The organism is Paenalcaligenes sp. Me131 (genome assembly GCF_050487225.1).
Lineage (GTDB): Bacteria > Pseudomonadota > Gammaproteobacteria > Burkholderiales > Burkholderiaceae_B > Paenalcaligenes.
Window position 1 is genome coordinate 734,979 of record NZ_JBKQGY010000001.1, and the last position, 26,138, is coordinate 761,116.

The 26,138-nt window shown below is 48.7% G+C and carries 26 protein-coding genes; 10 read left to right on the plus strand and 16 right to left on the minus strand.

Translation table 11 applies throughout. The annotated features are described in order from the left end of the window. Window positions 1–86 precede the first annotated feature (86 nt). The 4 genes from ACLPHM_RS03475 to ACLPHM_RS03490 form a co-directional block, all read right to left on the minus strand. Window positions 87–2,879, minus strand: coding sequence for an ATP-binding protein (locus ACLPHM_RS03475; RefSeq protein ID WP_430219883.1), 2,793 nt, complete (start codon window positions 2,877–2,879; stop codon window positions 87–89). Next, window positions 2,876–5,554 (minus strand): fimbria/pilus outer membrane usher protein, encoded by a 2,679-nt coding sequence (locus ACLPHM_RS03480; protein ID WP_430219884.1) that lies wholly within the window; start codon window positions 5,552–5,554, stop codon window positions 2,876–2,878. The genes ACLPHM_RS03475 and ACLPHM_RS03480 overlap by 4 nt, the downstream gene beginning before the upstream one ends. Before the next feature lie 127 nt (window positions 5,555–5,681). Then, window positions 5,682–6,437 carry a fimbrial biogenesis chaperone gene (locus ACLPHM_RS03485; RefSeq protein ID WP_430219885.1) on the minus strand — a complete coding sequence of 252 codons (756 nt, stop codon included), beginning with the start codon at window positions 6,435–6,437 and terminating at the stop codon, window positions 5,682–5,684. Between the two features lie 66 nt (window positions 6,438–6,503). Continuing rightward, the gene (locus tag ACLPHM_RS03490) at window positions 6,504–7,061 is read right to left on the minus strand and encodes a fimbrial protein (protein WP_430219886.1); all 558 of its coding nucleotides are present in this window, start codon (window positions 7,059–7,061) and stop codon (window positions 6,504–6,506) included. Between the two features lie 386 nt (window positions 7,062–7,447). On the opposite strand from ACLPHM_RS03490, the gene ACLPHM_RS03495 reads away from it, so the two are divergent. From ACLPHM_RS03495 to ACLPHM_RS03505, 3 genes are all read left to right on the plus strand, one after another. After that, complete coding sequence (locus ACLPHM_RS03495; protein ID WP_430219887.1) at window positions 7,448–8,605, plus strand: fimbrial protein; 1,158 nt, start codon at window positions 7,448–7,450, stop codon at window positions 8,603–8,605. Between the two features lie 687 nt (window positions 8,606–9,292). After that, window positions 9,293–10,075: a hypothetical protein gene (locus ACLPHM_RS03500; protein WP_430219888.1), complete on the plus strand. Its 783-nt coding sequence runs from the start codon at window positions 9,293–9,295 to the stop codon at window positions 10,073–10,075. A 179-nt stretch (window positions 10,076–10,254) separates the two neighbouring features. After that, window positions 10,255–10,575: a hypothetical protein gene (locus tag ACLPHM_RS03505; RefSeq protein WP_430219889.1), complete on the plus strand. Its 321-nt coding sequence runs from the start codon at window positions 10,255–10,257 to the stop codon at window positions 10,573–10,575. Between the two features lie 28 nt (window positions 10,576–10,603). On the opposite strand, the gene ACLPHM_RS03510 is transcribed toward ACLPHM_RS03505, so the two are convergent. Beyond that, on the minus strand, window positions 10,604–11,494 hold the full coding sequence (locus tag ACLPHM_RS03510) for a LysR family transcriptional regulator (protein WP_430219890.1): 891 nt from the start codon (window positions 11,492–11,494) through the stop codon (window positions 10,604–10,606). Window positions 11,495–11,600: 106 nt separating this feature from the next. On the opposite strand from ACLPHM_RS03510, the gene ACLPHM_RS03515 reads away from it, so the two are divergent. From ACLPHM_RS03515 to ACLPHM_RS03525, 3 genes are read left to right on the plus strand one after another with little or no spacing between them, the layout of a single operon-like run. Beyond that, window positions 11,601–12,143 carry a cytochrome b gene (locus tag ACLPHM_RS03515; RefSeq protein ID WP_430219891.1) on the plus strand — a complete coding sequence of 181 codons (543 nt, stop codon included), beginning with the start codon at window positions 11,601–11,603 and terminating at the stop codon, window positions 12,141–12,143. A 4-nt stretch (window positions 12,144–12,147) separates the two neighbouring features. After that, entirely contained in the window at window positions 12,148–12,699 is a 552-nt protein-coding gene (locus ACLPHM_RS03520) for a YceI family protein (RefSeq protein ID WP_430219892.1), read from the plus strand. Window positions 12,700–12,720: 21 nt separating this feature from the next. Further along, window positions 12,721–13,302 carry a YceI family protein gene (locus tag ACLPHM_RS03525; protein ID WP_430219893.1) on the plus strand — a complete coding sequence of 194 codons (582 nt, stop codon included), beginning with the start codon at window positions 12,721–12,723 and terminating at the stop codon, window positions 13,300–13,302. 64 nt (window positions 13,303–13,366) lie between these two features. Here ACLPHM_RS03525 and arsC read toward each other — a convergent pair whose 3' ends face one another. Next, a complete protein-coding gene (gene arsC, locus ACLPHM_RS03530; RefSeq protein WP_430219894.1) occupies window positions 13,367–13,705 on the minus strand; it encodes an arsenate reductase (glutaredoxin) in 339 nt (112 codons plus the stop codon). Between the two features lie 89 nt (window positions 13,706–13,794). On the opposite strand from arsC, the gene ACLPHM_RS03535 reads away from it, so the two are divergent. Together ACLPHM_RS03535 and ACLPHM_RS03540 are read left to right on the plus strand one after the other, a co-directional pair. Next, the gene (locus ACLPHM_RS03535; protein ID WP_430219895.1) at window positions 13,795–14,496 is read left to right on the plus strand and encodes a glutathione binding-like protein; all 702 of its coding nucleotides are present in this window, start codon (window positions 13,795–13,797) and stop codon (window positions 14,494–14,496) included. Between the two features lie 12 nt (window positions 14,497–14,508). Next, on the plus strand, window positions 14,509–15,288 hold the full coding sequence (locus ACLPHM_RS03540; RefSeq protein ID WP_430219896.1) for an RsiV family protein: 780 nt from the start codon (window positions 14,509–14,511) through the stop codon (window positions 15,286–15,288). A 75-nt stretch (window positions 15,289–15,363) separates the two neighbouring features. Here ACLPHM_RS03540 and ACLPHM_RS03545 read toward each other — a convergent pair whose 3' ends face one another. The 6 genes from ACLPHM_RS03545 to mltG form a co-directional block, all read right to left on the minus strand. Continuing rightward, a complete protein-coding gene (locus tag ACLPHM_RS03545) occupies window positions 15,364–16,668 on the minus strand; it encodes a DUF4303 domain-containing protein (protein WP_430219897.1) in 1,305 nt (434 codons plus the stop codon). Between the two features lie 168 nt (window positions 16,669–16,836). After that, window positions 16,837–17,601: an ankyrin repeat domain-containing protein gene (locus tag ACLPHM_RS03550; RefSeq protein ID WP_430219898.1), complete on the minus strand. Its 765-nt coding sequence runs from the start codon at window positions 17,599–17,601 to the stop codon at window positions 16,837–16,839. 17 nt (window positions 17,602–17,618) lie between these two features. Beyond that, on the minus strand, window positions 17,619–18,398 hold the full coding sequence (locus ACLPHM_RS03555) for a TatD family hydrolase (RefSeq protein ID WP_430219899.1): 780 nt from the start codon (window positions 18,396–18,398) through the stop codon (window positions 17,619–17,621). Window positions 18,399–18,408: 10 nt separating this feature from the next. Continuing rightward, window positions 18,409–19,428 (minus strand): DNA polymerase III subunit delta', encoded by a 1,020-nt coding sequence (gene holB / locus ACLPHM_RS03560; RefSeq protein WP_430219900.1) that lies wholly within the window; start codon window positions 19,426–19,428, stop codon window positions 18,409–18,411. Between the two features lie 2 nt (window positions 19,429–19,430). Continuing rightward, a complete protein-coding gene (gene tmk / locus ACLPHM_RS03565) occupies window positions 19,431–20,057 on the minus strand; it encodes a dTMP kinase (protein WP_430219901.1) in 627 nt (208 codons plus the stop codon). A gap of 1 nt (window position 20,058) precedes the next feature. Then, window positions 20,059–21,069 carry an endolytic transglycosylase MltG gene (gene mltG / locus ACLPHM_RS03570; protein WP_430220742.1) on the minus strand — a complete coding sequence of 337 codons (1,011 nt, stop codon included), beginning with the start codon at window positions 21,067–21,069 and terminating at the stop codon, window positions 20,059–20,061. 131 nt (window positions 21,070–21,200) lie between these two features. Here mltG and ygfZ point away from each other — a divergent pair, with 131 nt between their 5' ends. Further along, the gene (gene ygfZ, locus ACLPHM_RS03575) at window positions 21,201–22,148 is read left to right on the plus strand and encodes a CAF17-like 4Fe-4S cluster assembly/insertion protein YgfZ (RefSeq protein WP_430219902.1); all 948 of its coding nucleotides are present in this window, start codon (window positions 21,201–21,203) and stop codon (window positions 22,146–22,148) included. A 56-nt stretch (window positions 22,149–22,204) separates the two neighbouring features. Here the strand turns inward: ygfZ and ACLPHM_RS03580 are convergent, their stop codons facing one another. The 3 genes from ACLPHM_RS03580 to ACLPHM_RS03590 are packed head-to-tail and all read right to left on the minus strand — an operon-like array spanning window position 22,205 to window position 24,108. After that, on the minus strand, window positions 22,205–23,311 hold the full coding sequence (locus tag ACLPHM_RS03580) for an enoyl-CoA hydratase/isomerase family protein (protein ID WP_430219903.1): 1,107 nt from the start codon (window positions 23,309–23,311) through the stop codon (window positions 22,205–22,207). 1 nt (window position 23,312) lies between these two features. Beyond that, window positions 23,313–23,684, minus strand: a complete 372-nt coding sequence (locus tag ACLPHM_RS03585; RefSeq protein ID WP_430219904.1) for an RnfH family protein — start codon at window positions 23,682–23,684, stop codon at window positions 23,313–23,315. Then, window positions 23,677–24,108 (minus strand): type II toxin-antitoxin system RatA family toxin, encoded by a 432-nt coding sequence (locus ACLPHM_RS03590; protein WP_430219905.1) that lies wholly within the window; start codon window positions 24,106–24,108, stop codon window positions 23,677–23,679. Before ACLPHM_RS03590 ends, ACLPHM_RS03585 begins: the two co-directional genes overlap by 8 nt. 61 nt (window positions 24,109–24,169) lie before the next feature. Here ACLPHM_RS03590 and smpB point away from each other — a divergent pair, with 61 nt between their 5' ends. Continuing rightward, a complete protein-coding gene (gene smpB / locus ACLPHM_RS03595) occupies window positions 24,170–24,640 on the plus strand; it encodes an SsrA-binding protein SmpB (protein WP_135862944.1) in 471 nt (156 codons plus the stop codon). 22 nt (window positions 24,641–24,662) lie between these two features. On the opposite strand, the gene ACLPHM_RS03600 is transcribed toward smpB, so the two are convergent. Beyond that, window positions 24,663–25,973, minus strand: coding sequence for an NAD(P)/FAD-dependent oxidoreductase (locus ACLPHM_RS03600; RefSeq protein ID WP_430219906.1), 1,311 nt, complete (start codon window positions 25,971–25,973; stop codon window positions 24,663–24,665). Between the last annotated feature and the right edge of the window lie 165 nt (window positions 25,974–26,138).

Below are 26,138 nucleotides of genomic sequence, written 5' to 3' on the forward strand. Positions count from 1 at the left end.
CAAGTCGCCGTGCAGGACAAGTCCTGTCGCATCATACCATCCTGCGCCGTTATACCGGCGCAAGAATTGTCAATAGCGGGGCGAACTTAGTGTATCGGAGTCTGCAAACTATCGCGTAATGCCGACATGTGCAAAGGCTTAATCAATAGGGCATCCATGCCTGCCGTAGACCAGGTTTTATCTTTATCCAAAATAGCATTAGCTGTGATACCTATAATACGATGTTGGTAACCTTCGGCACGTAATGCACGGGCCAGAGAATACCCATCCATACCTGGCATGAACAAGTCCGTAAAGACAATATCAAAGCTATTTTTATTCGCTAGAGCAAGCGCAGCCTCTCCGTTTTCTTCCAGATGAATACTGCAACCTAACAAGCTCAACTGCTCCTGCAAAATCTGCCGATTGACAGGATTATCATCCACTACCAAGACCTTTTGTGCTCTGCCAGTAGGACTCAGACTTTCTGCGGCCAGAAGAGTGGGACCATCTAGTGTTTGTGCCTGCTGTACCGTTTCCATCACATCATTCATCGCAATGGAATCGGTATAAAAGCAGTTAGGCTGTTGTGCAGCGGTATCCGTACTTGGTCTATTAGGCTGAACAATAACCTGACTACCAGACCACTCAGGCGTACTCGTCGCCACAGAAGGCCAACTGTGAACCAGCACAGCCCCCGGTTTAGCTGCCTGTCCTGTATAAGGCAAGACATAGGCTCCCCAATGGCGCAACCATTTACTGACGTTAGAAACAATTTCTGGAATATCCCCTGTGACATAAATTGGCCGGAATGCTAGCGGTGATTTAGGGGCAGGAGGCGTGCCTGGGGGGGTAGCTACAGGCAAACTCACTTCAAAGGTGATGCTTGTGCCTAAGCCTGGCTCACTGACCACAGACAGACCTCCACCCATCAAACTCGCCAGACGCTGACAAATGGGTAAGCCTAGACCCGTACCTACTTGTTTAGTCGTCCCGCCTTCATTCGAACTGAAATAGGGCAAGAATAGTTTAGGAAGGACGTCAGCACTAATACCTTGACCTGAATCGGTGATTTGAAAGCGCAGCGCGAGCCTATTGCCTGACTGAGGCTCTATATACAGACGCAACACAACATGACCAGAGATCGTAAATTTGATGGCATTACTCACCAAATTGCTCAGAATCTGCCGGATTTTCAAGGGATCACCTATCAGGGGAACCAACGCCTTGATAGGGGTGACGGAGTACAACAACAAGCCTTTATTCTGTGCTGTTGCAGAAAAAGCGGCAATCACATCATCCACTTGTTCTTGCACAGAAAACTCACGAGGCTCCAGTGTCACATGACCGGCTTCAATTCGTGACAGGTCCAACGAGTCACCCACCACTCGAAACAGAGTTTCCGCCGAGCGACGCAAGGTGTCCAGATAAGGGGAGGGCGACAGCTGTTTTTCAGATACAGACAGCAATTCCAGCGTCCCTAGAATGCCATACAGGGGAGTACGAATTTCATGACTCATCGTGGTCAAGAACTGTGTCTTAGCAATATTGGCATTCTCGGCAATTTCACGTGAATGTCGCAGAGCGGCTTCTTCTGCTTTTTCAGTAGTAATGTCGATAATAGAACAAAGCGCTGCTTGATTTCCTCGGTAATTCAAACTGATCGCATGCACACGCACACTACAGCCATCACTTAACGTAACATCGGTGCGGGCGCTTTGTTCGTGCTCGCTAGGTAAGCGCGAGCGCCATTGCTCATCGCCTTGCATCCACGCACGTGCCTGTTGATTCTCTTGGAAAATCACCTCGCCTTTGGCATCAACCAACGCTAGGCCTACGGGAGCCATCGCAACTAGTTTGCGGTTCAAGGTCACACTATCAACTAGGCTTTGCTGTTGCTGACGAGCTGGTATCAGTAAACGTCGGCGTATCAAAGACGCACCCACCAAAACAACCGTGCTAAACACGATCAATATTAAAAAAGCCGTAATCAGTGCGTTGCGTCCATCATGTAGCAACTGCGTGGTTGGTAATGCATAGAGCACTCGCAGGCCACCAGTACCAATGGACTTGCTCAAGAGAATATTCTGTGGCCAACCTTTTTTATCAAAACCAAAATAATCCTGCTGTATCCAACGTAATTCCGACGGATCTGGCGGGGCACTACTGAACAGCACAGCTTGGCCACGTATATCAAACAAGATGTATTCTGTACCCGGCGGCGGTGACGTTAAAGTTAGCGCACGATCTATATCTCTTAGCTCTAGGCCCAACCAAGCACCTTGACGGTTTTCTCTATCTATAGGAGTGTAGGCCACCAGACGTGACGGAGAATCATCATCTTGGTGTAACCAAACCACGGGGATTTGGCGAGCATGAGGCTCACTATTAATGCTACTTAGACGTGATGCCAACTCGTTTACTTGTGGTTCCCAAGTCAGAGTCTGGCCGTTTTGTTCTAGGCGAAAGTCTTGTGCAGGGTTGAGTTCGCTGTAACGCAGATTACCGGTGCGATGAATGGCATTCCAGTGGCGTGTTGTCAGCAATAACGTATAGTGTTCTGCAGATTTGTATTCTGGTGTATTGATGGCTTCCAGATTATGGTTGTTGGGTGACACAACTAACGAGTCTGGCGATACAGCACTGGCCGCAACAGCGCGTAACAACACTTCGCGCTGGTCAAAAAACAATTGAGCATGATCGGCCGCACCATTAAGCTGGCGACGGTACTCAGAAATGAGGTGAATAGCTGAAGCATACAGATATGCACCAGTGCCCAGCGCTGCGCACAGAATCAAGATCAGAGATAAAGCGCCTAACAAAACGCTGGGAAAGCGTGGAATCTGCATGGAAGGTAAGTTCTCACGCATAGGACCGTCCACTAACTGAGATATTTTCATACGGTACCGTCTTGAGCTTTGCCCAGCTTTGCCAGATTGCCTGGCAGTATTGGATCAGGGTTGCGTTTAATGCAGTTAACGCGAATTAATTGGTAATTCTGGCCTGCAGTTTCTTCGGCCAGCTCATAGCGAGCTCGGCACAGTTGACCATCTCGGTCTATATCCAGATAACCGCTGGTGTTCGCTGGAGAGATCATGGTCAAAATACGGCCTCGTGGGTCAGTCATGCCCAGTTGTCTACCTGCAGAATCACGCACCATAGCACCAAAGGGCAAAGCCATGCCTTGTTCATCACGCAACTCAAACTGCACACGGTGACCCACTTCGGCCTTGAATGTAGTCACCACTATCGCGCCGCGAGTAGGAACAACATCCTGCACGGCGTTCTCAAACTCCGCATTACGGGGAGCATTCCGCGTATCTAGACTAACGTTATTACTACGGTACGGCGTGGCACTTGGAATAATGGCGTAACCATTCGAGCCTGTTGTAACACCTGCATGACTAGAAATTCCCACACCTGCTACAGGGGGCTCTACTTTTGCCAGCATAATCGTCTCACCCATGGGCTGGCCCATATTCACACCACCACCATGCACCACCACCGAGCCATTAGCAGAGAAATTGGCTGATCTGTGCTGACTACCATAGGAATAACCTGCACCCATGTTTGCAAAAGAGGTGTTCATACCCACGTTAACCGAAGCACTGCGTTCGCCGTTGGCAGTACGGCCGCCAGAAACTGCATAGCTAATTTCGTGTTCAGTAGGTAAAAACCCACTCACACCCGCTTGTACAGCACTACCGCTCTTATCATGGTTAATAGTGGTGAAACTTTGTGGCGCATAGGAATCGCTGCCCAGAGGAATACTCAAGGTCAACATGATAGCGTTATCGTACGAGCGGGAAGACCCCACTGAAGACTGCAGATTACGAGTTCGGGTGTAAGAGATGTTGTAACTCACTCTACCAATACTGTTACTGTAGCCCACCGACAGGCTATTAGAAGAGTTGTTTTCCCAATTTTTATTGTAGGATGCGCTCAGATACAAACTGCCGCTACCGACTGGTTGGCTAATGTTCGCATCAATACGTTGACGTGAGTCACGCTGATTAAATACACGAAAGTGTGCAGGGACATCGGCTGCCTGAACATGATCAGACAAAGTACGATAACCTTGGCTTAAATCACGACGCAAGTTGACCGACACATTTGAACCAGTCGCCTCAATGAACTTGTTGTAACGCAAGTTCATGCTAGTCCCCTTGGATTCTTGATCTTGAATACGGCTAGTAGAACGTGTTGCATCCAGTGACACGGCGCCCAGCGTTGTGTTCATACCTACGCCTAAAGAATAGGCGCTAAAATCTTTGGACACTTGCACACCAGCGGCCACAGTAGTGTTAGTGCCAACACCATACAACATGGAACCGCCAATAAAATTAGGACGCTCGTCTATCTCATCATTTAAGCGTACCTGACCAACAGCAATGTCATAGGTGAAGCGTCCTTCACGCACCATCAACGGCGGTGCAGAAAAGGCTTGGCGTAACGTACGACGTGAACCATCGGCTTCAATAATAGTGATCTCTAGATCGCCATTTGACCCTGAAGGCGATAAGTCGCGAATCGCAAAGGGGCCTGGTGCGACGTTGGTGGTGTAAATCACGTAGCCATTCTGACGCACTTCAACCGTGGCGTTACTCTCGGCTGTACCACGAATCACTGGCGCATAACCTTGCTCGCTATCTGGGCGCATCGCTTCATCAGAAAGCATTTGCACACCCATAAAGCGCACACTGTCAAAAAGAGGAGAGCGAGTGTAGGTTTCACCAGCCAGCAACTGGCTTTTTGCGCTGATAATATCGCGCTGCACATAGGTATTCTGGCTAGTCAACTTACTAGGGCGGTTAGTAGCCGAAGTGAAGTAGGAGTTATTACGTACACGCCAGGGACCAATGTTCATCCCCAAGCGAAGGTCTGCACCCACATAATTGCTCGCCGATATCCCCTTACTTTGATCTCGGCGTACATTGACGCTGTAATTCAAAAAGGCGGCAGTTTGGCCTTCGTCCCACAGGGAAGGGTCTACGTAACCACGCACACTGGGGCTTAGATAAATTTGAGGAATACTCAACAACAGGCGCAACTGTGAGCTTTCATAAACCACAGTGGCCTCTGGCACCACCTCAGATAAGCGCAAGCAATTCGACTCAGCGGATACAGGAGCCGGCAATTTACTCAGATCAACACCCAGTTGAGTGAGCATTTCTGCATTAAAACAAGGCTCGTTTTCATCCGTGCGAGGGTTACGCTTAAAGGTAATATCACGTCGCCCAGTACGCTGCTGGTTCACATACAAATCCACACGTTGCACGCCCTCTGGCACGTTGCTATTAGAAAGTAGGCTACGCAAGTCTGCTGTAGAGGCATTACCGTGCAGAAATGCTGTGTTAAAGCCTAGTGAGTCGGTATCGCTTAATGCTGCAACTTGAACAGGCTCAGTCGGGCTATTTTTGTCGGTATCATCAGGAGCTGTAGCAGATGCTGTCTGGGCCTGTGCTGCACAAGCCGCCATTACCATACAGGGTAACAACGCAAGTTTCAACGCGACCAGAGGCTGGCGGCTGATGATGCGTATACGATCGCAGAACAGATAGTTTTTTGTGAACATGATTCTGCACCCTGTGGGCGAAATTGGCGAATTAAAGACGTACAAGGGCTCCTGCTACTGGCCTAGTACCAGTAGCCGAAAAATTCAGACGTGTGCTAGTTAGGGAAGGGCGGCTGAAGGTGCCGCCTTACGGCGCGTCGGAGTCTATGGCGCGAGCCTGAACTTTGGTTTGCCCGTTCAGGCGGACTTCATAGGAGTCTGCGCTACCGTAATCGCTGATAGCGAGAAATTTCAATGTCTCTTGTGAACTACTGCGACCTAGCGGAAAGAAACGAGTCTGACCAGGAGCAATCATGCTGACACCTTCCATTTCCTGACCATTAGCGTTATACAGGGCGGACATAGATACATGGTAAGCACTGGGGTTATAGACTTCTAGCATAGAAGCCCCCTGATTATTGACGACAGACCACTGCAGGTCAGTAGGGGCCTCGGCAGCGGAGCCAGGCAGTCCCTCTGGACGGAAAAACAATTTAATACGTTGGCGAATGGCAATCTGCAACTGATTATCACCAGGACTCTGTTGAGGTATTTCCTGAACATTTAACCAGAGCACGGTTTCCTTGTCGCGAGGCAACCCTTGATCACCACCGGCATACAGCACACGCATCACCTGTTGACCGTTGGGTGCAACTTTGACGAGTGCTGGAGTAATAGCAAAGGGTAATTCAGCTTGATCGTGATCGGTATTTGTTTCTAGCCAAGACTGAACCAGAATAGGCGAATTCTCGTTGCGAACCACGATAGAAGCTTCTTGATGTTGCTCAAGCAAGATTAAACGAGTACCACTCAAGGAGATCGATGCTTGTACCTGGCTGCCCAACAGCGCAGTACCAAGGGCTAAACACCCTAAAGCCAGTTTCTTGAAAGTTAAGATAGACATGCTTCATTCTCCTTGAGGGGTGGGGCAGGCGAAGGGCAAAACCCTTCGCCCCTAGCGTAGATCGTCTTATTCGTAAGACAACTCGTAAGCAACAGTAGCGTTAGCTTGGCCGCCAACTACGTCTGCATTAGTCTTACCTGCTTTGGTCGTGTAGTAAGCAACCAGAGGAATGTTGATACCACCTTCCACATAAGGTGCTTCCAGAACTACGTCACCAGTTGAAAAGTCCAGAACAGTGTCGTTGTTCACCAGCATGATTTGTACGTTTTGTGCACCGCCAGTTACAGCAATACCTTTACCGGATTTAGCTGTAGGGGCCAGTTTCAGTTCAACTTTGGTACCTTCTGCACATTCGACTTGCAGGTCAATGTTTTTAGCAAAAGTAGCCAAGCCACCTGCGGATGTAGCTGGTGTAGCTTCAGTACCCAGCGTTTTGGCCGCTACAGGACCCATATCAACCAGCATGTTGGCGCCAGAGCTAGATGCACCAGGAGAACGCACTGTGCAACTGTCTGCATTGATGCTGCCGACAAAGTTAATGTTACCGGTAGCACCGATTTCGGCTTGAGCACCAGTAGCAGCGAAAGCGGAAAGAATAGTGAGGCCTAAAAGGATTTTTTTCATGATTGATTTAACTTCCGATTGTTTGACAAACGAAGCAACCTTGTTTTACGCCTTGGGGCGCTCTAAGGTTCCCATATGTGTGCACTGTTTGAGCACAATTAAAGTTTATTAAATCAATTAAAAAAATATGTAGGACTATTCTTAAAACATAACCCCTACAATTCAAATCTATTTGTTTTTTTATTTAAAATAATGTCAATAGATTTTAATCTTGAATTCACAATTGTTAACGTTTTGGCGCGTTACATCTCTATTGTTTATTAAATAGTGTTACGGCATTCTCGGAATAGTCTTAAATAATTAAAGGTCTCGTACTTTTACACTTTCATCATCAATCACCCTATCTATAGGGATGACAGTTAAGCCTGATGAACGAGGAGTGTTAAATGCGCAGTATTCTACTCAATAAACCGAAGCTGTACAGCGTGAAAGCCCTGTGCCTTCAAGCTCTGATGCTGCTCTTTATATTTTTCATCGGAGCGGAGCAAGTACAGGCACAGGCTGTCACGTGCTTTCGATCCAGAGACTTAACCCCCAACGGCAACTGGAGCATGGTTCCTGGTGGTAGATTTTTTAAAAATGGGGAAATAATAGGGACCACATCAGCTTACGCTCAGTACACCATGCCTATTGCACATGGTGACGTTATCCGAGTAGAGGCCATGGGCCAACCAGTGAGTAACTCATATCGTGCTGTTCCCTTACCCGGTATGCCTGGTCTGGGCTTGATTGTACGTTGGATGGGCTACGACACAAATGGCGTCGCTTTAACACCAGTAGCACCTACAGTCCCATCAACCACCATTATTTCTGATAGTAGCTGGGTCCAAGTAGTCAGAGCGCGAACTACAAGAGATTACATCATGACCCAGAAATACAGGTTTGAACTGATAATTATTGATGAGAACCAATACAAAGGCGGACTGTTAACCTTTGTTGAGGAGTACAAAGTTACAGTACATACCAGTACACAACAGGGTACTAACGTATATCAACAGTGCCGTGATGGCGTTATCGACCCCATGGCAGCACTAATAGGTACCGTACAAGTACCTGAGTTACCCAGGCCAGTCGTGACCACCTGCAGATTTTCTGCAGACACCTTAAATCAAAAGGTGACATTAGGCGCTGTTGACCCTAGCCAGATTACAGACACAACAACGCTACGTCCTGAAGGAACGGCAGGGCAGAATAGCTTTCTTATTACGGGGACCAACTGTAACAAAGGGGCCAAAATAGATTTTTATTTAACGGATGCTCGCGATCAGTCAACCAACAAAGACTATTTACGTACTACGAATCCCGCTGTAGGCATACGTCTATTTTACCGTGGTGAGTATGAACCTATGCCTTTTGGTCCACCTCCTTCAGGCTCTTGGGTACCATCGCGTTATGCCGGTTCGTTAGGGCCTGCACCAACAGAGGGCGCAACGTTAACGTCAGGTTTTACAGCTCAATATGTACGCCTTCCCAATTACAGCCAAGGTGATATTAAGCCTGGACCTCTAACCGCAGAGGCAATAGTTGTCATTGTGTATCCCTAAAGAAGATAAATAAAAAGGAGCCTCTTAGGCTCCTTTTTATTTCGTAGCTACACACTATAGGTGAAAATAAATAGTGTTAATCGGGGAGGGCAGACAGAGTGTTAAGTGCGTTACTTTATTAACGTTGTAGTAGCGCATAAACATACAGTGTAGATATGTCGCATTAATCACTACGCACATCCTTTATCGATACAGTCCCACAACGCATAATCGATATCATTAGCATTGCCATGCAGTAGTTGCCTTTAAGCCATAAGGCTACATGCGTGGTGTAATCCACATACTGGTTTACTTTCTGTCTACACGTTTGATCTTTATCAAAAGTATCCGGATGATCATTGATGACTTATAGCGATCACCATCTCATACTAAGCGCTTTTCAAGCCGTGTTTCATTACGCTCTTTACGCCATGTTTAATAAGCGAGCATTCATAACGGACACTGCAATCCTGTAGATTCAGCTTGCACAGCCAGTGGGGAATAATGTGGCCGTGCTAACTACGTGCTCTAAGGGCACAGAAAACGCTAAAAAACCACATGCTAAACTTGCCTAGCCAATAACAACAATAATCGCATAATGTATATTATGTAAAGTCAATAAAATACGAACCTGTACAGGCAGATCCCTCTTCATATATATCAGACCGTACACTACCACCTACAAGCTGCATCCTTGGGTTTATAGCAATGATTTCATACGTAGCAACCGGCAGTATCTATTCCATCCAACAGCTAGGTCTCAGCGCCGCTGCAGGCGGTATGTTTGCCGTTGTCTACCTAATGGCCTTGTTAGCCATTCTGCTTGCCGTCGTATTATCACTCTGGGGCTTATGGCGCTACATCAAAGCCAAACAAGGTAAACCACGTCCTCCATTATCGCTGCCTGTGCGGCTGTTGGTCATTGTCGTGGCTATCTATCCTATATGGTTTGGATTGATGTATGCCCAAGTTTGGTATTCAGGTTATCAAACGGATCAAGCACGAAAGGCCGAAAACATACGCCGTTTTGGCCCTCTGGAAAAGAACACGAGATTTGGTGAAATGGAGCTTGTGGCCGGCACGCTTATCAACCGTGGTGACCCCTGGCGTTTTAAAGACCTGCCGCAACAGGATCCGTTGCTAGATTTGAAGGCAGTACGCTTCAAGGAGCCCACGCTTGTCGCTGGTGTATTAGCCTATGCAATGTCGGTAGAGGGATCCAGCCTAACCGTTGAATTAGCTCAAGAATATCAATTAGATACGCCTGAACTATCTAGGCATTGCCCAGTAGGTTTTGTGCTGCTGTATAACTTCCCGAATCGCCGAATTACGGAAAAACAACGCCTAGAGCCACCCTATACCTGGTTCACACCTAGTCAATGGCAGCCTAACAGCTGTTTTCAGACCACAGGAAGCGTGATGGTGATGGACATGAACCAGCACGGCATTTATTTCCCTAAAGCTGGTGCACCTTATACACCTAAAAAATAATGATCACAGGGATTAGAAAGGGCTACCCCGCCCTGTCTGATCTGTAAACTATCTGTATTGATGAAACTCTATCTTCCGTTAGTTGCATTATTTAGACTGGTCATGTGTGGTTAACGGCTTGTACTCTTGTTGTCCTATTATTATTGATGCTACCTACGGTCACTCTGTGACAAAATACCATGTCACAATCGCCTAAGACTCCATCTGTCGCTGTATGGGTACATTGGATTCCGTATGCGCAAGGCGGTAAGAAAACGCTGCCTCAAGATCATTTGTACTACGTCGTCACTGAAGCTCTGCCTTGCACACTACCTGATCCATGTGCATGGTCATTAGTACTAGCAATTACTGAGAATGACGACGCTGCTGACGAGCATAGATATGGCGTAGGCTACGCGCATTTTCTGATGGATAACGCACCCAGTGCATTGCTCATATCAGGCTTCACCGTAGCTATTTACGAAGGACCTCACAAGGTGGGTTTGGTAGAGGTTATCTAAATCCAGACGCCTCTACCCTACTTCGCTGCTACAACATGCTTTTACGTTGAAAGGCTGCAGGTAGGTTTTCCAGTAAATACTCAAGCAAAATGCGTACACGCTGAGGTATATAGTGGTTACTAGGCAATACCGCATAAATACCTAGTTTGTTATGACAGTATTCATCCAGCACAGACACTAACGATCCGTTCTCTAGGTATTCCCACGCTATAAAATCAGGTAGCAGCGTTAGCCCAAGACCATGCACTGCCGCTTGTGCTAAGGCATCACCATTATTCGCCTGCACACGCCCTGAAGTGTTGATGCCAATGGTTTTACCCTCCACCTCAAACATCCACCGGTTGTCCTGCCGGTACTGCAAACAGATATGTTCCGTTAAATCGCTAGGGTGTTTGGGTGTGCCATGGCGTTTTAAGTAGTCTCTCGAAGCCACCATCATTAATCTGCACTCGCCCAGTCTACGCACGATATCGTTTGGGGCTGGTTCTTTGGTGACGCGTATGGCCACATCTAAACCTTGTTCACTGGTATTCACCAGATTATCGTCATATTCCAACTGCAGATTGACTTCAGGGTACTCAGCAACAAAACGAGCCAATACCGGCGCTAAGTGACGCACACCAAAGCTTAATGGCAAGCTAATGCGAATCATCCCTTTGGGTAATAAACGCTCTTCTTGTATTTCACTTTCTGCACTTTCTACCAAATCCACAATGGCTTTGGCACGCTCTAGATACAGCCTACCTGCTGATGTGAGTGCCTGTTTGCGGGTACTACGAATGATGAGCTGTACACCGAGCTGCTTTTCCAAGGCCGCAATTTGACGCGTCACTACTGATCTATCTACCCCCATTTGCTCAGCAACTGCAGCAAAACTACCCTGCTCAGCAACCTGGATGAAGAGAGTTATGAAGTCCAATCTGCTCATTGTTGTAATAAATGCAATTGATAATTGTGGAACTAAACTGTTTTACATCAATCAAACAGGCTAAAGTAGATATCTCACCAAATTTTACGAGGTTTACATGGTTCACCGCTATGCGTGGTCATTGCGACTATTGCATTGGCTCATGGCTGCTCTGCTCATAGGCATGCTGGCATTGGGCTTATACATGAAGGCACTACCGTTTTCCCCAGCTAAATTACAGCTTTATTCGTGGCATAAGTGGATTGGTATCACACTCATGGCATTGGTAGTGCTTCGTCTTATAGTCCGTTTCTTGACTGCAAAACCTCGTTACCCTTCTCACATGGGGCCTACTACTAAAATGTTGGCTCACCTGGGACACTGGCTATTGTACGTGCTTATGCTTTGTATCCCATTATCTGGCTGGTTGATGAGTTCGGCTAAAGGCTTTCAAACTGTCTGGTTTGGTGTGTTACCGTTGCCTGACCTCATCCAAAAAGATCTTCCTTTGGGTGAGCAATTAGTCGTCGTTCACGGCTGGCTTAACTGGTTGTTTATTGCGGTACTCGCTGGGCATATTGTGGCCGCACTGAAACACCAGTTCATGGATCGCGACGCGATCTTTCACAGAATCTCTCTGTCCCCTACTAAAAAGGACTAAGACCATGAACAAAAAAATACTTGGTGCCTGCTTACTAGCAGTTAGCCCACTATGGGCTCATGCTGCCACCTTTGATAAATTCGTTCCGGCAGATAGCAAAATTGGCTTCACCTACTCACAAATGGGCGTAAGCCTTGATGGTGAATTTAAAAAATTTGACGGTACGTTATCCTTTGATCCAGCCAATGCTGAGGCAGCTAAAGTCACGCTGTCTGTGCCACTGTCTGATATAGACACCGGCAGCGCTGAAGGCAACGATGAGGTTGCTAATAAAGACTGGTTCAATACCGCAGCACACCCAGCTGCTAGCTTTGAGAGCACAGCCATCACCGTGGATGGCGATGGCTACAAAGTCGAGGGCAACCTCACCATTAAAGGCGTGAGCAAAACCATTAGCTTCCCCGCCACCTTCGTTGAAAACGGTGACACTGGTACGTTTGAAGGTAAGTTTGTTGTACAACGAGGCGACTTCAATGTAGGTGAAGGCGCTTGGTCTACTTTTGATATCGTCGCAAACGATGTCAACGTTAACTTTTCTATTGTGGCAGCACAGTAATTTCTCTTAGGAGCTCATTTCATGTTGAAAAAAACACTGCGTACTACCGCCCTGACAACATTGGCTGCCCTGCTGAGCAGCGCTGCAATCGCTGCCCCAGTAACTTTTGGCATTGATGATTCCCATACTTTCTCTCGTATTTCTTACGATCACATGGGCTTCAGCACACAGCTAAACCGTTTTGACAAAACCAGCGGTACCGTTGTGCTGGATCAAGAAGCTAAAGATGGCCAAGTGGATATCGAAATCGATACACGCAGTATCAGCACTGGCCACGACGGGTTTAACCAGCACATCCAAGGCGCAGACTTCTTGGATACAGCGAATTTCCCTACTGCTACATTCAAATCCAGCAAAATCAACTTTGATGGCGACAAACCCGTCTCTGTTGAAGGTGATTTGACCATCAAAGGCGTGACCAAACCTGTCACACTGGAAATTACTCGCTTCGTTCGTAAAGAGCACCCAATGATGAAAAAAGATACCATTGGCGCTGATGCTCAAGTTGTAATCAAGCGTTCTGATTTCAACGCTGGCAAATTTGCACCAGGCGTTGGTGACGAAGTCACTATCGGTATTGCGCTGGAAGCCATGGCTAAGTAAGCCTACGTTTCTCGCATAAAAATGGGCCCTTAGGGGCCCATTTTCGTACTAGCTAAAGCAGTAACTAGAGAATTTCTTCTACGACTTCTTTAGGTCGGCATAACCGTGTGCCTTTTTCGGTGACCACAAACGGCCTATTCATCAAGATAGGATGTGCTGCCATTGCTTCCAACAACTGTTCATCGGTTGCCGACTCAAGCCCTAACTCGGTGTACAAGCTTTCTTTAGTGCGAACTGCGTCTTTTACCGACAAATTAGCATCAGCAATCAGTTTTCGCAGGCCCTCTTTATCCAGAGGAGTTTTCAGGTATTCGATAACGGTTACCTTGTGTCCTGCTTCCTCTAAACGCGCCAAGGTGTTGCGCGACGTACCGCAACGCGGGTTATGGTAAATTGTGCTCATATTCCGGTTATGTGTAGTGATCTATAGGTTAGCCATTGTAGCCAAATCACCCGCCTCTGACCTCAGCATCTTATTTTGAAGGTATATCCATGATTGATTTGTATTACTGGACAACACCCAACGGCCACAAAATCACGCTTTTTCTCGAAGAATGTGGTTTGGAATATAAGATCAACCCCATTAATATAGGCAAGGGTGACCAATTCGAACCGGCCTTCCTACGCATTGCCCCCAACAACCGCATCCCTGCTATTGTGGATCACACCCCTACGGATGGCGGCGAGGCCATTTCAGTCTTTGAGTCTGGGGCGATCTTACAGTATTTGGCTGAGAAAACCGGTAAGTTCTTGCCTACTGATCTACGTACACGCACTCAAGTCATGGAATGGCTATTCTGGCAGATGGCAGGTTTAGGCCCTATGGCTGGTCAAAACCATCATTTCAACGTCTACGCCCCCGTTAAACTTGAGTACGCTATAGACCGATACGTGCGTGAAACCGCTAGACTGTATAAAGTGCTTAATACACGTTTAGAAGGCCGTGACTACATCGTAGACGAGTACTCAATTGCTGACATGGCGTGCTACCCGTGGGTTAAACCGCACGTTCAACAGCAGCAAGATTTGAATGACTTCCCGCATCTCAAAGCGTGGTTTGAGCGTATAAGCCAACGCCCTGCTACACAGCGTGCTTATGCACTGGTAGACAGCATCAACCCTGCTGCAGGTACTCATGATGATGCCGCTAAAAAAATCCTCTTTGGCCAAGACGGCAAATCCACACAACCCTAACGGATCTCTTGCATGACACGTTCTTCCAAATCCCTGTTTTGTGTTCTCGCATTAAGCGCTGCGTTGGCAGGGTGTGCCAGCACTGACCAACAAAGCCGCATTCCCCCCTTGACCGATGATGTCACAAGTGCCGATGGTGTATTTAGTCAGCCCGTAAAATGGTCTAAAAAACAACCAGACTGTAAAGGCCAATGCGCGACCTTAAGCGTAGACAGCTTAGTGTTCCCTGGTAACAGAGAACTCACTGAGCTGGTGGACACCGCTCTGGCCACAATGACAGGGATGGGGGAAACCACGCTACAAACCTCTATTGAGGACTTCGAGCAGCATTATTGGAAAACAGCTGGCCCACGTGACGAAGTCTTATTGGCAGCCAAAACTCGCTACCGTAACAAAGACATCACCACGTTAGAGCTGGGGTCCTGGCAATATTTCACCGGTGCCGCACACGGTATGTCGGCCACGCAGTTCATCAATTGGGATAACCAACGAAAAACCCCTATTGCGTTAGACCAAATGCTGCAACGAGGTGAGAAAGATGCGTTTATCAGCGCACTACGCCAGGCCCATACACAATGGCTAGCCACTCAAGAAGACGCCATTGAAAACCTCGAGCGTTACCGCCGTTTATGGCCGTTTCAGCCTAGCGATAACGCAGGCATTACCGACAAAGGCATTGTGGTGAAATACGACGCTTATGCTATTGCCCCCTACTCGTCGGGCCAGCCTGAGTTACTCATCCCTTATTCAGCATTACGCGGTATCTTAAAACCTGCCTATTTACCTGAATAAACAAAAAACCGCTTGGGGATTCTCAAGCGGTTTTTTTATAGCGGACGCAGTACACCCACGTAGTCACACCCCACGTTACTGCTTTCTGAAGCGCCACTTTTTCATGGATGTCACGGTTAACCCCGCCAAATACCGTACCGACTCATCCGTATCCATCTGAGCTAATGTTGCCAGCAGTGCCTGTATAGGCTCTACGCCTTGCGCCCCTAGCGACTCGCCTACGGTTCTTTCATCCAAAACGCAGGCTGCATGACGCCTAACCACAGCAAAAGGCGATGAGAGGCCTCTACACGCCTCTGGCACATCGCTTACGCCAATGGTGCAGTAACTAGAGCCCGGCTCTAACACCTCTTCTGCTTTTCCTTGCATCTCTGGACATGCGGTAAGCAGCTTTTCCAGCGGTTTATAATCCAATCGCACAGGTTTAGCTCCTCTATTTCTAAAGGCGCGTAGCGGTGCACAGTACGCCGTGACAACAGCGTCACTATGCTTAGCTGACTGTACCAACGACATCATCCAGTCAAAATCCCCAAGATAGCCTAAAGCCGAGGCGCTCCAGTTCACTGTGCTAGGCTCTTTCGCTGTTATCACCAACTGACGCAGTGCCTCTATCGCCTTGGCATCCGCCTCACCAATCAGCCCCAAGATCATCGCCACTTTCCAAACATGATTACGCTGCGCTAAGGCATCGAGTAATGCCGGTATGGCTGCCGCACCACACGCAATTACCCACTTCTCTGCCTCTTCTCCGTCTATGCCCTCATAACTGCCCAAACGCTGTGTGTAGCAAGCCGCCTGCTCGGCCACGGGTAAGGTTGCAATACGCTGACGCTCTTGCTCTGTTGCATCTAACTCTGGAAAGTGATGAAAAAACAGCTGTTTAGGTATACTTTGCTGTGCTAAATCTGCACCGCCATATTCATCTTGAAAATACACCACAAAGTCTTTTGCAACCCGTTGGTCTTTGGCAAAGTGTTTACGTAACGCAGAGGCTACTTGCGCAACTGCGGTCATAAAGCGTTTCTCGGCCGCATCCCACATAGCAACACTACCGCGATTCGCATAGGCTTCAAGTTCAGCCTCGTAGGCGGCTAGCGGCTCGCCCCCATATTCATCAGCATCCCAGTTCCAGTGCCAATCTACAGGGCTCCATTTCACCCCATCAAAGCACTCATCGCTCGCACGTCGATTAGGATGTTCTGCATCTAACATAGCCCTATTATTAGCCGCCAACGACGGCATGCCTATCACGCTTTCTTGCTCTCTATAACTAGCAAAGAAAGCAGCCGCATACAGTGGCTCTACACCCTCAGATAACAGCGCTTCTAATTTGCACTTTGCCGCCTCAAACAAGCATGCCTTAAATGCTTTCCAATCCATCACATCCCTTAATCCTAAAACACAGCCACTGCGTACGGTACGCCGTTTTATGTCTTTGCTACTGGCCTAAAACACAAAGCCGCTTAACGCGAGGGTAAGCGGCTTTGTGATCAGCGTGTAAGCAAGCAGCACCTTAGAGGGCTGCCTCACAGTCATCATGACACAGTATTAATCGTCAAAACGCCCTAAGTCAAAATACTGGCTGCCACCACTGCCACCTGAACTTTGCGTCGTAGACGGCGCAGAAGGTGTGCTAGGCGCTTGGCTGTCAACGGCGGCTGCCGGTGTTGCTGCGGGGTTACCCACTTGTTCTAAATAACTAGCTAGGCTGGTATGGCCGTTTTCACGCGCCCAATCTGCTGCTGTTAAATGCTGCAAGTTCACCGCTTTAGGGTCAGCACCGGCGGCAATCAGTAGATCCACCACATCACGTCTACCCGACCTTGCGGCCATCATTAATGGGCTTGTACCATCGGCTGAGGGTGAGTTAGGCAACGCCCCTTCGGCCAGCAGCATTCTAGCCATGTCAGTTTGCCCTGTAGACGCAGCATAATGCAGTGGTGTCCAGCCCAATCTACGTACCTTAGCACCACGTTTTATTAGCTCTTCGGCACGCTTGGTTTCACCCAACAACGCCAAATACATTAGGGGTGTTTCATCGTGAGCATTAGTGATATTCACATCAATGGCACGGTGTGCACTAAGCACGTCGTACACATCCCACGACTTATTCTGTATGGACAGCATAATCGTAGGCTGGCCTTGCTCTGTTTTTTGATTAGGATCTGCCCCCGTGGCCAGCTCTTGCAGCACATCGCTCTTACGGTTGTTGATCACATCATTCCACCACCCTTCACCTGCCCACACAGGTGATACCAGAGCAGAGCTCAATGCTATTCCAGCCAGTAAAGCAGACCACAACGGTTTTTTCATCCTGATTTCCTTTTTATTTACGCCAGCACCTTGGGCGCTTTTTTAAACAAAGCATAAAAGTTTTCACGTGTTGCTTGCGCTATTTCTGCACTGCTACAATCTCGCAACTCAGCAATTTTCTCAGCAACATGCACCACAAGTGAAGGGTCATTCTGTTTCCCTCTGTAAGGCACAGGTGCCAAATACGGGGAATCGGTTTCTATCAGCAGTCGGTCCAGTGGCACTTTAGCGGCCACCTCTTGTATGTCTTTAGCGCTTTTGAAGGTCACAATACCGGAAATGGAAATATAGAATCCCATCTCCATAGCGGCTTCGGCCATTTCCCAAGACTCTGTAAAACAGTGCATCACCCCGCCTACTTCGGCAGCACCCTCTTCCTGCATAATACGAATGGTGTCGGCCGACGCATTACGAGTATGAATAATCAAGGGCAAACCACTTTCTTTGGCAGCTCGTATATGAATGCGAAAACGCTCACGTTGCCAGTCTAATGGCTCGGACTGATAGTAGTAATCTAGGCCCGTTTCACCAATCGCTATCACTTTAGGATGCGCGGCACGCTCACACAAATCAGCTACCGTAGGTTGCACGATATTGTCGTAACCTGGGTGCACTCCTACTGACGCCTGCAAATGCGGATGCTGCTCGACTAACGCCATCAGTCTAGGCCAGTCGTCTAGTGTGACGCTAACCACCAACGCTTGCCCCACCTGGTTCTGCTTCATGCGCGCTAAGATGCTCTCGATATTGACGGAGAGATCAGGGAAATCAAGGTGACAATGGGAATCTATAAACATGATAGCGATATCAACTAAAACACTGCATTAAACGATCCAGCAAATGCTGCACAAACAACTTGGCATTCAAAGGGTGCTGAGCCCATCTAGACTGCTCATTCAACCATTTTAACAACTGCGCCAACATCACAGGTTGAGCACGTGGCACCAGTTGTTCGTACACCCCCTGCAACCCCGGATAATAACAAACTGGCTGCCCATGCTGCACTAACTGCATATCCAAGCCGCTACGTTGCAAAATGGGGATCCACTGGGCTGCACCCAGTTTTTCTAGCTCATCCATCACCACCATGGCATCTTCAGCATTGCGTGCCGCAAGCGCCTTCCATAATGTTCCCAGCCATTCAGGATACGGCGTACGTTGTTGCTGTGATAATGCTAACGCCGCAACGGGCCCTCCCCCTGCCGCTGACAACCAGTCTTGCGCATCGCCATCGACTTGCCCTTTTAACCAATCTAATGCAACCGCCGTATCAGGCCTAGGCAGCACCAGGCGCCTACAACGCGACACAATCGTCGGCAACAAACGGTCTGGGGCATCGGCAACCAGTAGGAAAATCGTGGAAGCAGGAGGTTCTTCTAGCACTTTCAGCAACGCATTTGCTGAAATCTGATTCAGACTTTCGGCAGGATACAGTACAGCTACTCTATAACCACCACGGTGTGTGGCCGTATTGAACCACGTATGCAACTGACGTAGTTGCTCTACCCGAATTTCTTTGGATGGCGCCTGTTTGCTTTCAGATGCAGTACCGTCTTCCTCTTGAGCAACACTCTCAGGGCGTATCACGCGCAAATCAGGGTGATTACCATGCTGGCACCACAAACAGGCATCACAGTGGCCACATGCACGCGACTGTACGGGTTGGGTACATAACAACGACGCGGCAGCAGCCCGGGCAAATTGTGTTTTCCCTATACCCGGCACACCATGCAACAACCATGCATGCGCAAAACGCTCACGCTGACTTAACCACTCGCTGGCGCGCTCTTCTTGCCAAGGGTAGAAAGTCGTTATGGGTAAGCTCATGACTATTTCCTAGATGCCTGATGCAAATGCTGTAGATCTGCCTCTAGTTCCAAACGGATCTGCTCAATGGTTTGGCTGCTATCGATCACACAAAATCGCTGACTATCGTGCTCGGCTCTGTGCAAGTACGCTGCTCGTGTGCGCTCAAAGAAATCACTTTGCTCTTGCTCGAACCTGTCTAAGTCGCGTGTGCGCTCTAAGCGCTCGCGGGCGATCTCTAAAGGCAGGTCAAACAACCACGTTCTGTCAGGTTGCACATCAGGATGCACCCACTGCTCTAGCTGCTCTATCGCCACACCGCCCAACTGACGACCACCGCCTTGATACGCGTAGGAAGCATCACTGAACCTGTCGCATAACACCCATTTACCCGCTGACAATGCTGGCAAAATAACTTGCTGTAAATGCTCATTACGTGCCGCAAACATCAACAGAGCTTCGGTTTTCAAATGCATAGGTTCATGTAGCAAAAGCTCACGCAGTTTTTCGCCCAGCACCGTACCACCTGGCTCACGCGTCACAACCACGTCGTAACCTAATTGCTGTATAGCTTGTTGTAACCACGCGATGTGACTACTTTTGCCTGCGCCATCTACACCCTCTACCGTTAAAAACAGTCCTTTTTGCATGTTAATTCCTGCGCAAAATATACGTTGATACGGCTCTATTATGTTCAGCCAAATTGCGGGAGAACTCACTGGTTCCATCACCGCGCGATACAAAATAGTAGAAATTATGTTGTTCTGGATGCAATACGGCTTCTAATGCCGCTTTGCCGGCATTAGCAATAGGTGTAGGTGGCAACCCCTTGCGGGTATACGTATTCCACGGTGTGTCGGTTTGCAGATCACGTTTGCGAATTCTGCCATCGTACTTATCGCCCATACCGTAAATCACCGTTGGATCGGTTTGTAGCGGCATACCCACTTTGAGTCTATTGATAAACACACCCGCCACTCTGAATCTATCTGGCCCGTGCCCTGTTTCTTTTTCTACGATGGAAGCCAGAATCAACGCTTCATACGGGGTGTTAAGCGGCAAGTTAGGATCACGGCTATCCCACATCTCTTGCAACAGCGTTTGCTGTGCTTGATAAGCACGACGCAAAATATCCATATCGCTGGTACCTCGCGTGAACACGTAGGTATCAGGGTAGAACAAACCTTCCGGATGACTCAGATCGCTGCCCAATTGTGTGAGTAATTCGGCATCGGTCATATCACCTAAGGTTTGTTTAACGTTGGGATCCGTTTTTAAGGTATCGCGCAAACGCTTATAAGCCCACCCCTCTACAAAGGTCAGCCTAGTTTGTGTCATATCGCCATTGGCCATACGCTGGATCATGCGCCATAAGGTGTCACCCTCATGGGCCTCATATGCACCAGCTTGCAGCAGCTTATCTTGTTTGCTCAGTCGGCTCACCGCCACAAACACGTCTGGCTGCACATCTATCCCCGCCTCTCGCATGGCTAACGCGATCTGTCTAGGGCCACTACCCTGTTCGATGATGTAATCCACCGTTGGAGCGCTAAGCTCTACTGGGCGCTTCATCACCCACCACCATGCTCCGCCTGCCGCTGCTCCCCCTACGAGGATAAGCAACAACAGCAGCCAAAGAAGAAGAGAAAAGATTTTTTTCATAGACTCAGAGTGTAAACCGGAAGCAGTACCCACTGCTACGACAAGGTTGAGCAGTGCGAGATTCATCAAGGCTCGTTATCATAGTGTCATTCACTCTTATTTTGCAGAAATTCGTTGTTTTGTTTAGCGCTATGAGTCTTCCCACGTTTAACTCCCTAGTTACGCTTCCTCACTATGTAGTGCTGGATGCCACCGGCCCCGATGCACTGTCGTTTCTACAAGGGCAGTTCAGCAATGATCTGCAAACTTTAGGGAACACACAAGCCAGTTTCGGCGTGTACTGCGCGGCGAATGGCCGTATGCTGGCCTCAGCACTGTTGTGGCAAAACGATGCACAAACTATCAGCCTATTAGTGCACCAAAGCCTGGCAGAGCCCCTGCTGAAGCGTCTGCGCATGTTTGTACTACGCGCCAAGGTGACGTTGAGCCAACGCGATGCAACCGTATACGGCGCTTATGCGGATACCCCTACCGCCGTTACCGATACATTAGCGGTTCTGCATCCCGATGAAGCTAGTGTCTTGGTTCAAGCACCATCCAGCGCTGATACACCACGCTGGTGGATGATCACAAGCGCCTCCCCCTCTGTCGCACCTGACACGAGTATAGAAGCTCAACAACGCTGGGATGCCCAAACACTACAGCAAGGTGTTGCTCACATTGAGCTTGCCACCCAAGACCTGTTTATCCCTCAAACCCTCAATATGGAGCTGATTAACGCGATCAGCTTTAGTAAAGGCTGCTTTCCCGGGCAAGAGGTAGTGGCTCGTAGCCATTACCGTGGCACTATTCGCCGCCGTAGTGCATTGTTTAGTATTGCTGCGACAGAGGTTGATGCTGAGGCGCTACTACCTGCTCAAGATATTTTTGGTACAGATGTCGATAACCAACCTATAGGCCGTATCGTTAACAGCGCGCTGATGAGTGATCGTTACTATCTGCTCGCTGAAGTATTGTTAGATGAGTGGGGCAGCGAACAGAGCTACCACCTACAACGCAGTAATGGACCACAACTGCAGCGAGAGTCATTACCTTATGACATTACCCAACAGCGGGATAACAAACGCCCTAAGCTATAAGGTGATTCACTGGTAAAAATAGGCCACCTCGTAAAGGTGGCCTGTTTTTTGGCTTGTTAGTCTGGCAAGCTAAGCGCCAATGCTGGAGACTCCCAGGCAGGTTGCCAGTACTGACGTACGTCGTGTTCCAACGGTTGCCATTGCGGGTTTTTATCTTTATCAATCAACAAAGCACGCACACCTTCTTTGAAGTCGCCATGCGCACAACACTGTATGGCCACCCACAAGTCACGACCCAAGGTTTGCGCAATATTCTTGCTGCGATTTTGTTGTACCAACGCCAAGCTAATGGTTCGTGACAGCATTGAACCTTTACTACCCAAAACCAGCCCTTGTTCAAACCACGGCGTTTTTTGCTGTGCGATAAGGTCTTCTGCTTGTTGGAAGAAGCTTTCTACCGACACAGGGTTCGCCAACTTACGCAGTACATCGTAGTTTTGCCATACCGCAGATTCCTCAAACTGGTAAGGCGTGCTTAAACTACGCAAGGCCGCATTCAAGGCCAAGGTAGGATTACCCAAATCATTAGGTAACAAGCTTGGCAACATCTCGACGATTTTTTTGGCATCCAAATCTTGGATATACCAATCTGCCAAACCCAAGAAACCGCAATCCTGCGCCGTAATACTGCTGCCAGTCAGTGTGAGGAACTCACCCACGCCACCCGCCAAGCGGCCAAGCAAATAGGTACCCGCCACATCCGGGAACAGGCCAATCCCCACCTCAGGCATAGCGTAACGTGTAGAGGGGAACACCACACGGTGGCTGGCCCCCATAAAAAGCCCCACACCACCGCCCATCACCACGCCCTGTCCCAACGCCACGACCGGCTTGGTGTAGTAATGCAGTAAGTGATTCACACTGTATTCAGCGCGGAAAAACTGGTAAGCATAGTGATCCCCATTTTGCACCACATCGGGGTGCTCAGTTAATGAGCGATAGATGGACACAATATCGCCACCTGCACAAAATGCTCGCTCACCTTCGCCTCGCATGACGACAAAAGCAATTCGGTCATCGTGTTGCCAAGCCAATAACTGCTTGCTTAACAACTCTGCCATTTCTAGGTTGGTACTGTTTAAGGCCTGCGGTCTGTTTAAAACCAGCTCACCAAAAGCATGCTTGCCATCACCCAAGTCATGCGTAAATGTTAATAACGGCATATCAATTCTTTTTTGAACTGTGCAGCAACATGCTTGCTGCCGCACTCAATGATTTTTTACCTTGTTTCTCGGCAAGACTACGCGCTTTGTGTTCAGCACGTCGTCGTCTGGAGTCTGTAGGGTCGAAGCTAAGCTCTCTGTAGAACTCTAGCCTATCGCCATCGTGTAGCACGTATGTGCCGCTGACTAGCTCACCAAAAATGCCATATGGCAGGCCCTGCAGCTCAGGGCATTCGTCTTGCCATGGAACACTGCCCAGTACATCAGCCACCGTAGCGCCCTCTGCTACCTGTACTTGTTTTTTCCATTGACGCTCAGGCGCCAAATACAACAGTTCTACCGTAATCATCGTTGCAGCATGTGTTTCAGTCATACAGGTCGTGCGCTCTACGCGTAAACGAATCAATAAAACTATTCGCCACCCGATTAAAAATGGGGCCCACCACCATTTCTAGCGTACGGCTTGAAAACGCGTAGTCCATGACGTAGTTCACCTTACAGCCCTCGTCACCCAACGCAATAAACTCCCATACGCCGGTCAGCTCTGAAAATGGGCCATCCACTAAACTGAGCTGAATACGATTAGGATAATCGTGCTCGTTACGCGTGCTGAAAGTATGCTTAAGGCCAGCAATGCTGATGGTTACCGAGGCTTCCATCCCATGCTCATCTTGCTGTTTAACCTCTGTACCACCACACCAGGGCATGAACTCTGGATAGCGCGCAACATCGGCAACCAGATCAAACATTTGAGAGCAAGTGAAGGGAACCAAGACAGAACGTTTTACTGTATGCATCGAACAAGGGATAATAAGAGAATAATACTGATTAAATCATTCAAGGTTGGACCATAACTACATGAGCATCGTCGACAATCGTAAAGCAAGACACGATTACTTCATCGAAGAAACCTATGAAGCCGGACTGGTACTGCAGGGCTGGGAGGTTAAAGCCATTCGCGCCGGCCATATTCAGCTTGCAGAAAGCTACATTATCATCCGCAATGCAGAACTTTGGGTAATCGGCATGCATATCAGCCCCTTACCTACAGTGTCGACCCATATTGTCCCCGACGCTACCCGTACACGCAAACTTTTATTAAAAGAGGAAGAAATCAGCAAGCTAATTGGTCGCGTAGAGCAGCGAGGCTACGCCCTGATTCCGCTGAATTTACACTTCACGCGTGGACGCATCAAGATGGATGTGGGCTTGGGTAAAGGTAAAAAGCATCACGATAAACGTGATGCTTCGCGTGATCGTGACTGGGCGCGTGAACAAGAGCGTTTAATGAAGCACGACACCCGTCGTCGCCGTACAGAGCAGGACTGATTCACGCAGTCCTGCCTCTGGTTTAATGCAGTTTGACGCGCGGCGCAGAGCGTTTTAACAACAATCTACCTAACGCCATCGATGCCGTGCGTAACACGCCCAAAATGGCCATGTGATGCATTAAGTGCAAGCTCATGTACATGGTTCTTGCCACCAAACCCTCTACAAACCAACTGCGGCCCTGTAGCACCCCCATGAGGCTACCCACGCCTTTGCTGTGCCCCACCGAGACCAACGACCCGTAGTCCTTGTACTCAAACGCTGCCGTGTGCACTGGGAGCCCTTTCAAGTGCTTGGCTAACACCTTAATCAAGTAGGCGGCTTGCTGGTGAGCAACCTGTGCCCTAGCAGGCAAATACTGACCTGCTTCGTCCCCCCAGGGGGCTTGAGCGCAATCACCCAATGCATAAATATGCGGATCTGCCGTTTGCAGATGATCGTTCACCACCAACTGATTAATGCGGTTTACTTCCAAGCCTAGCTCTGTCAGGAAGGCGGGGGCTTTAATCCCTGCGGCCCACACACATAGATCAGCCGGATACTCTGTACCATTGGTGTCCTGCAAAAAGCCTTTACGCACCTCGCTTACACGTACGCCTGCGTGCACGGTGACACCACGCTTTTGCAGTAATTGTGTGGCGCGTAATGACACTTTGGGCGGCAATGCCGCTAAAACTCGATCAGCTCCTTCAATCAGCGTGATATGCAATGATCTAGCTTGGTCTAAGGTATGCGTACCATAGGCCTGCAAACTGGCATTGGCCTCCATCAACTCTGCCGCCAGCTCTACCCCTGTAGCGCCACCACCAACAATGGCAATTTCGAGCGGCCCTACTTCCCCATCAGCACTTTGTACACGTGAGGATTTGGTCAACTCATACAGCAATCGCATGCGAAAACGCTCGGCTTGATGCGTAGAGTCCAGTGCAATCGCAAATTCTTCCGCACCTGGTGTATTAAAGAAATTCGACTTGCTGCCCACGGCCATCACTAAAACACCGTACTCAACCGTACGCGCTGGCAACAGCTCTTCACCTTCCGCATTACGTACCGCTTGCAGCGAAATGGTTTTGTTCTCTTTATCTAGCGCATGCATGCGCCCTGGTACAAACGTAAACCCGTTATCACGCGCCAGCATGAAATACGACAAGCCTTCACGGTGAATATCCAGCGTACCAGCAGCCACTTCGTGCAAGGAGGGCTTCCAAATATGCTCATCCATCTTGTCTATTAAATACACCTTTTCTGGACCAAAGCGACGCCCTAACTTGGCCGCTAACTCAAGCCCACCTGCCCCACCACCTACTACAACCACTGGCGCGATCTTGTTCATCGTTCACCCTTTAAAAGTACACCATCACTCACTCATCTAGCTGTGTCACCACTAGCATAATCTATCTTTTCTACGCAACGGTGACATCGTATCTGCATAATGCTCATATGCTTTTTACCGTTGCACAGACAAACATTCTTGTCACTGATCCCACTACTCTACACC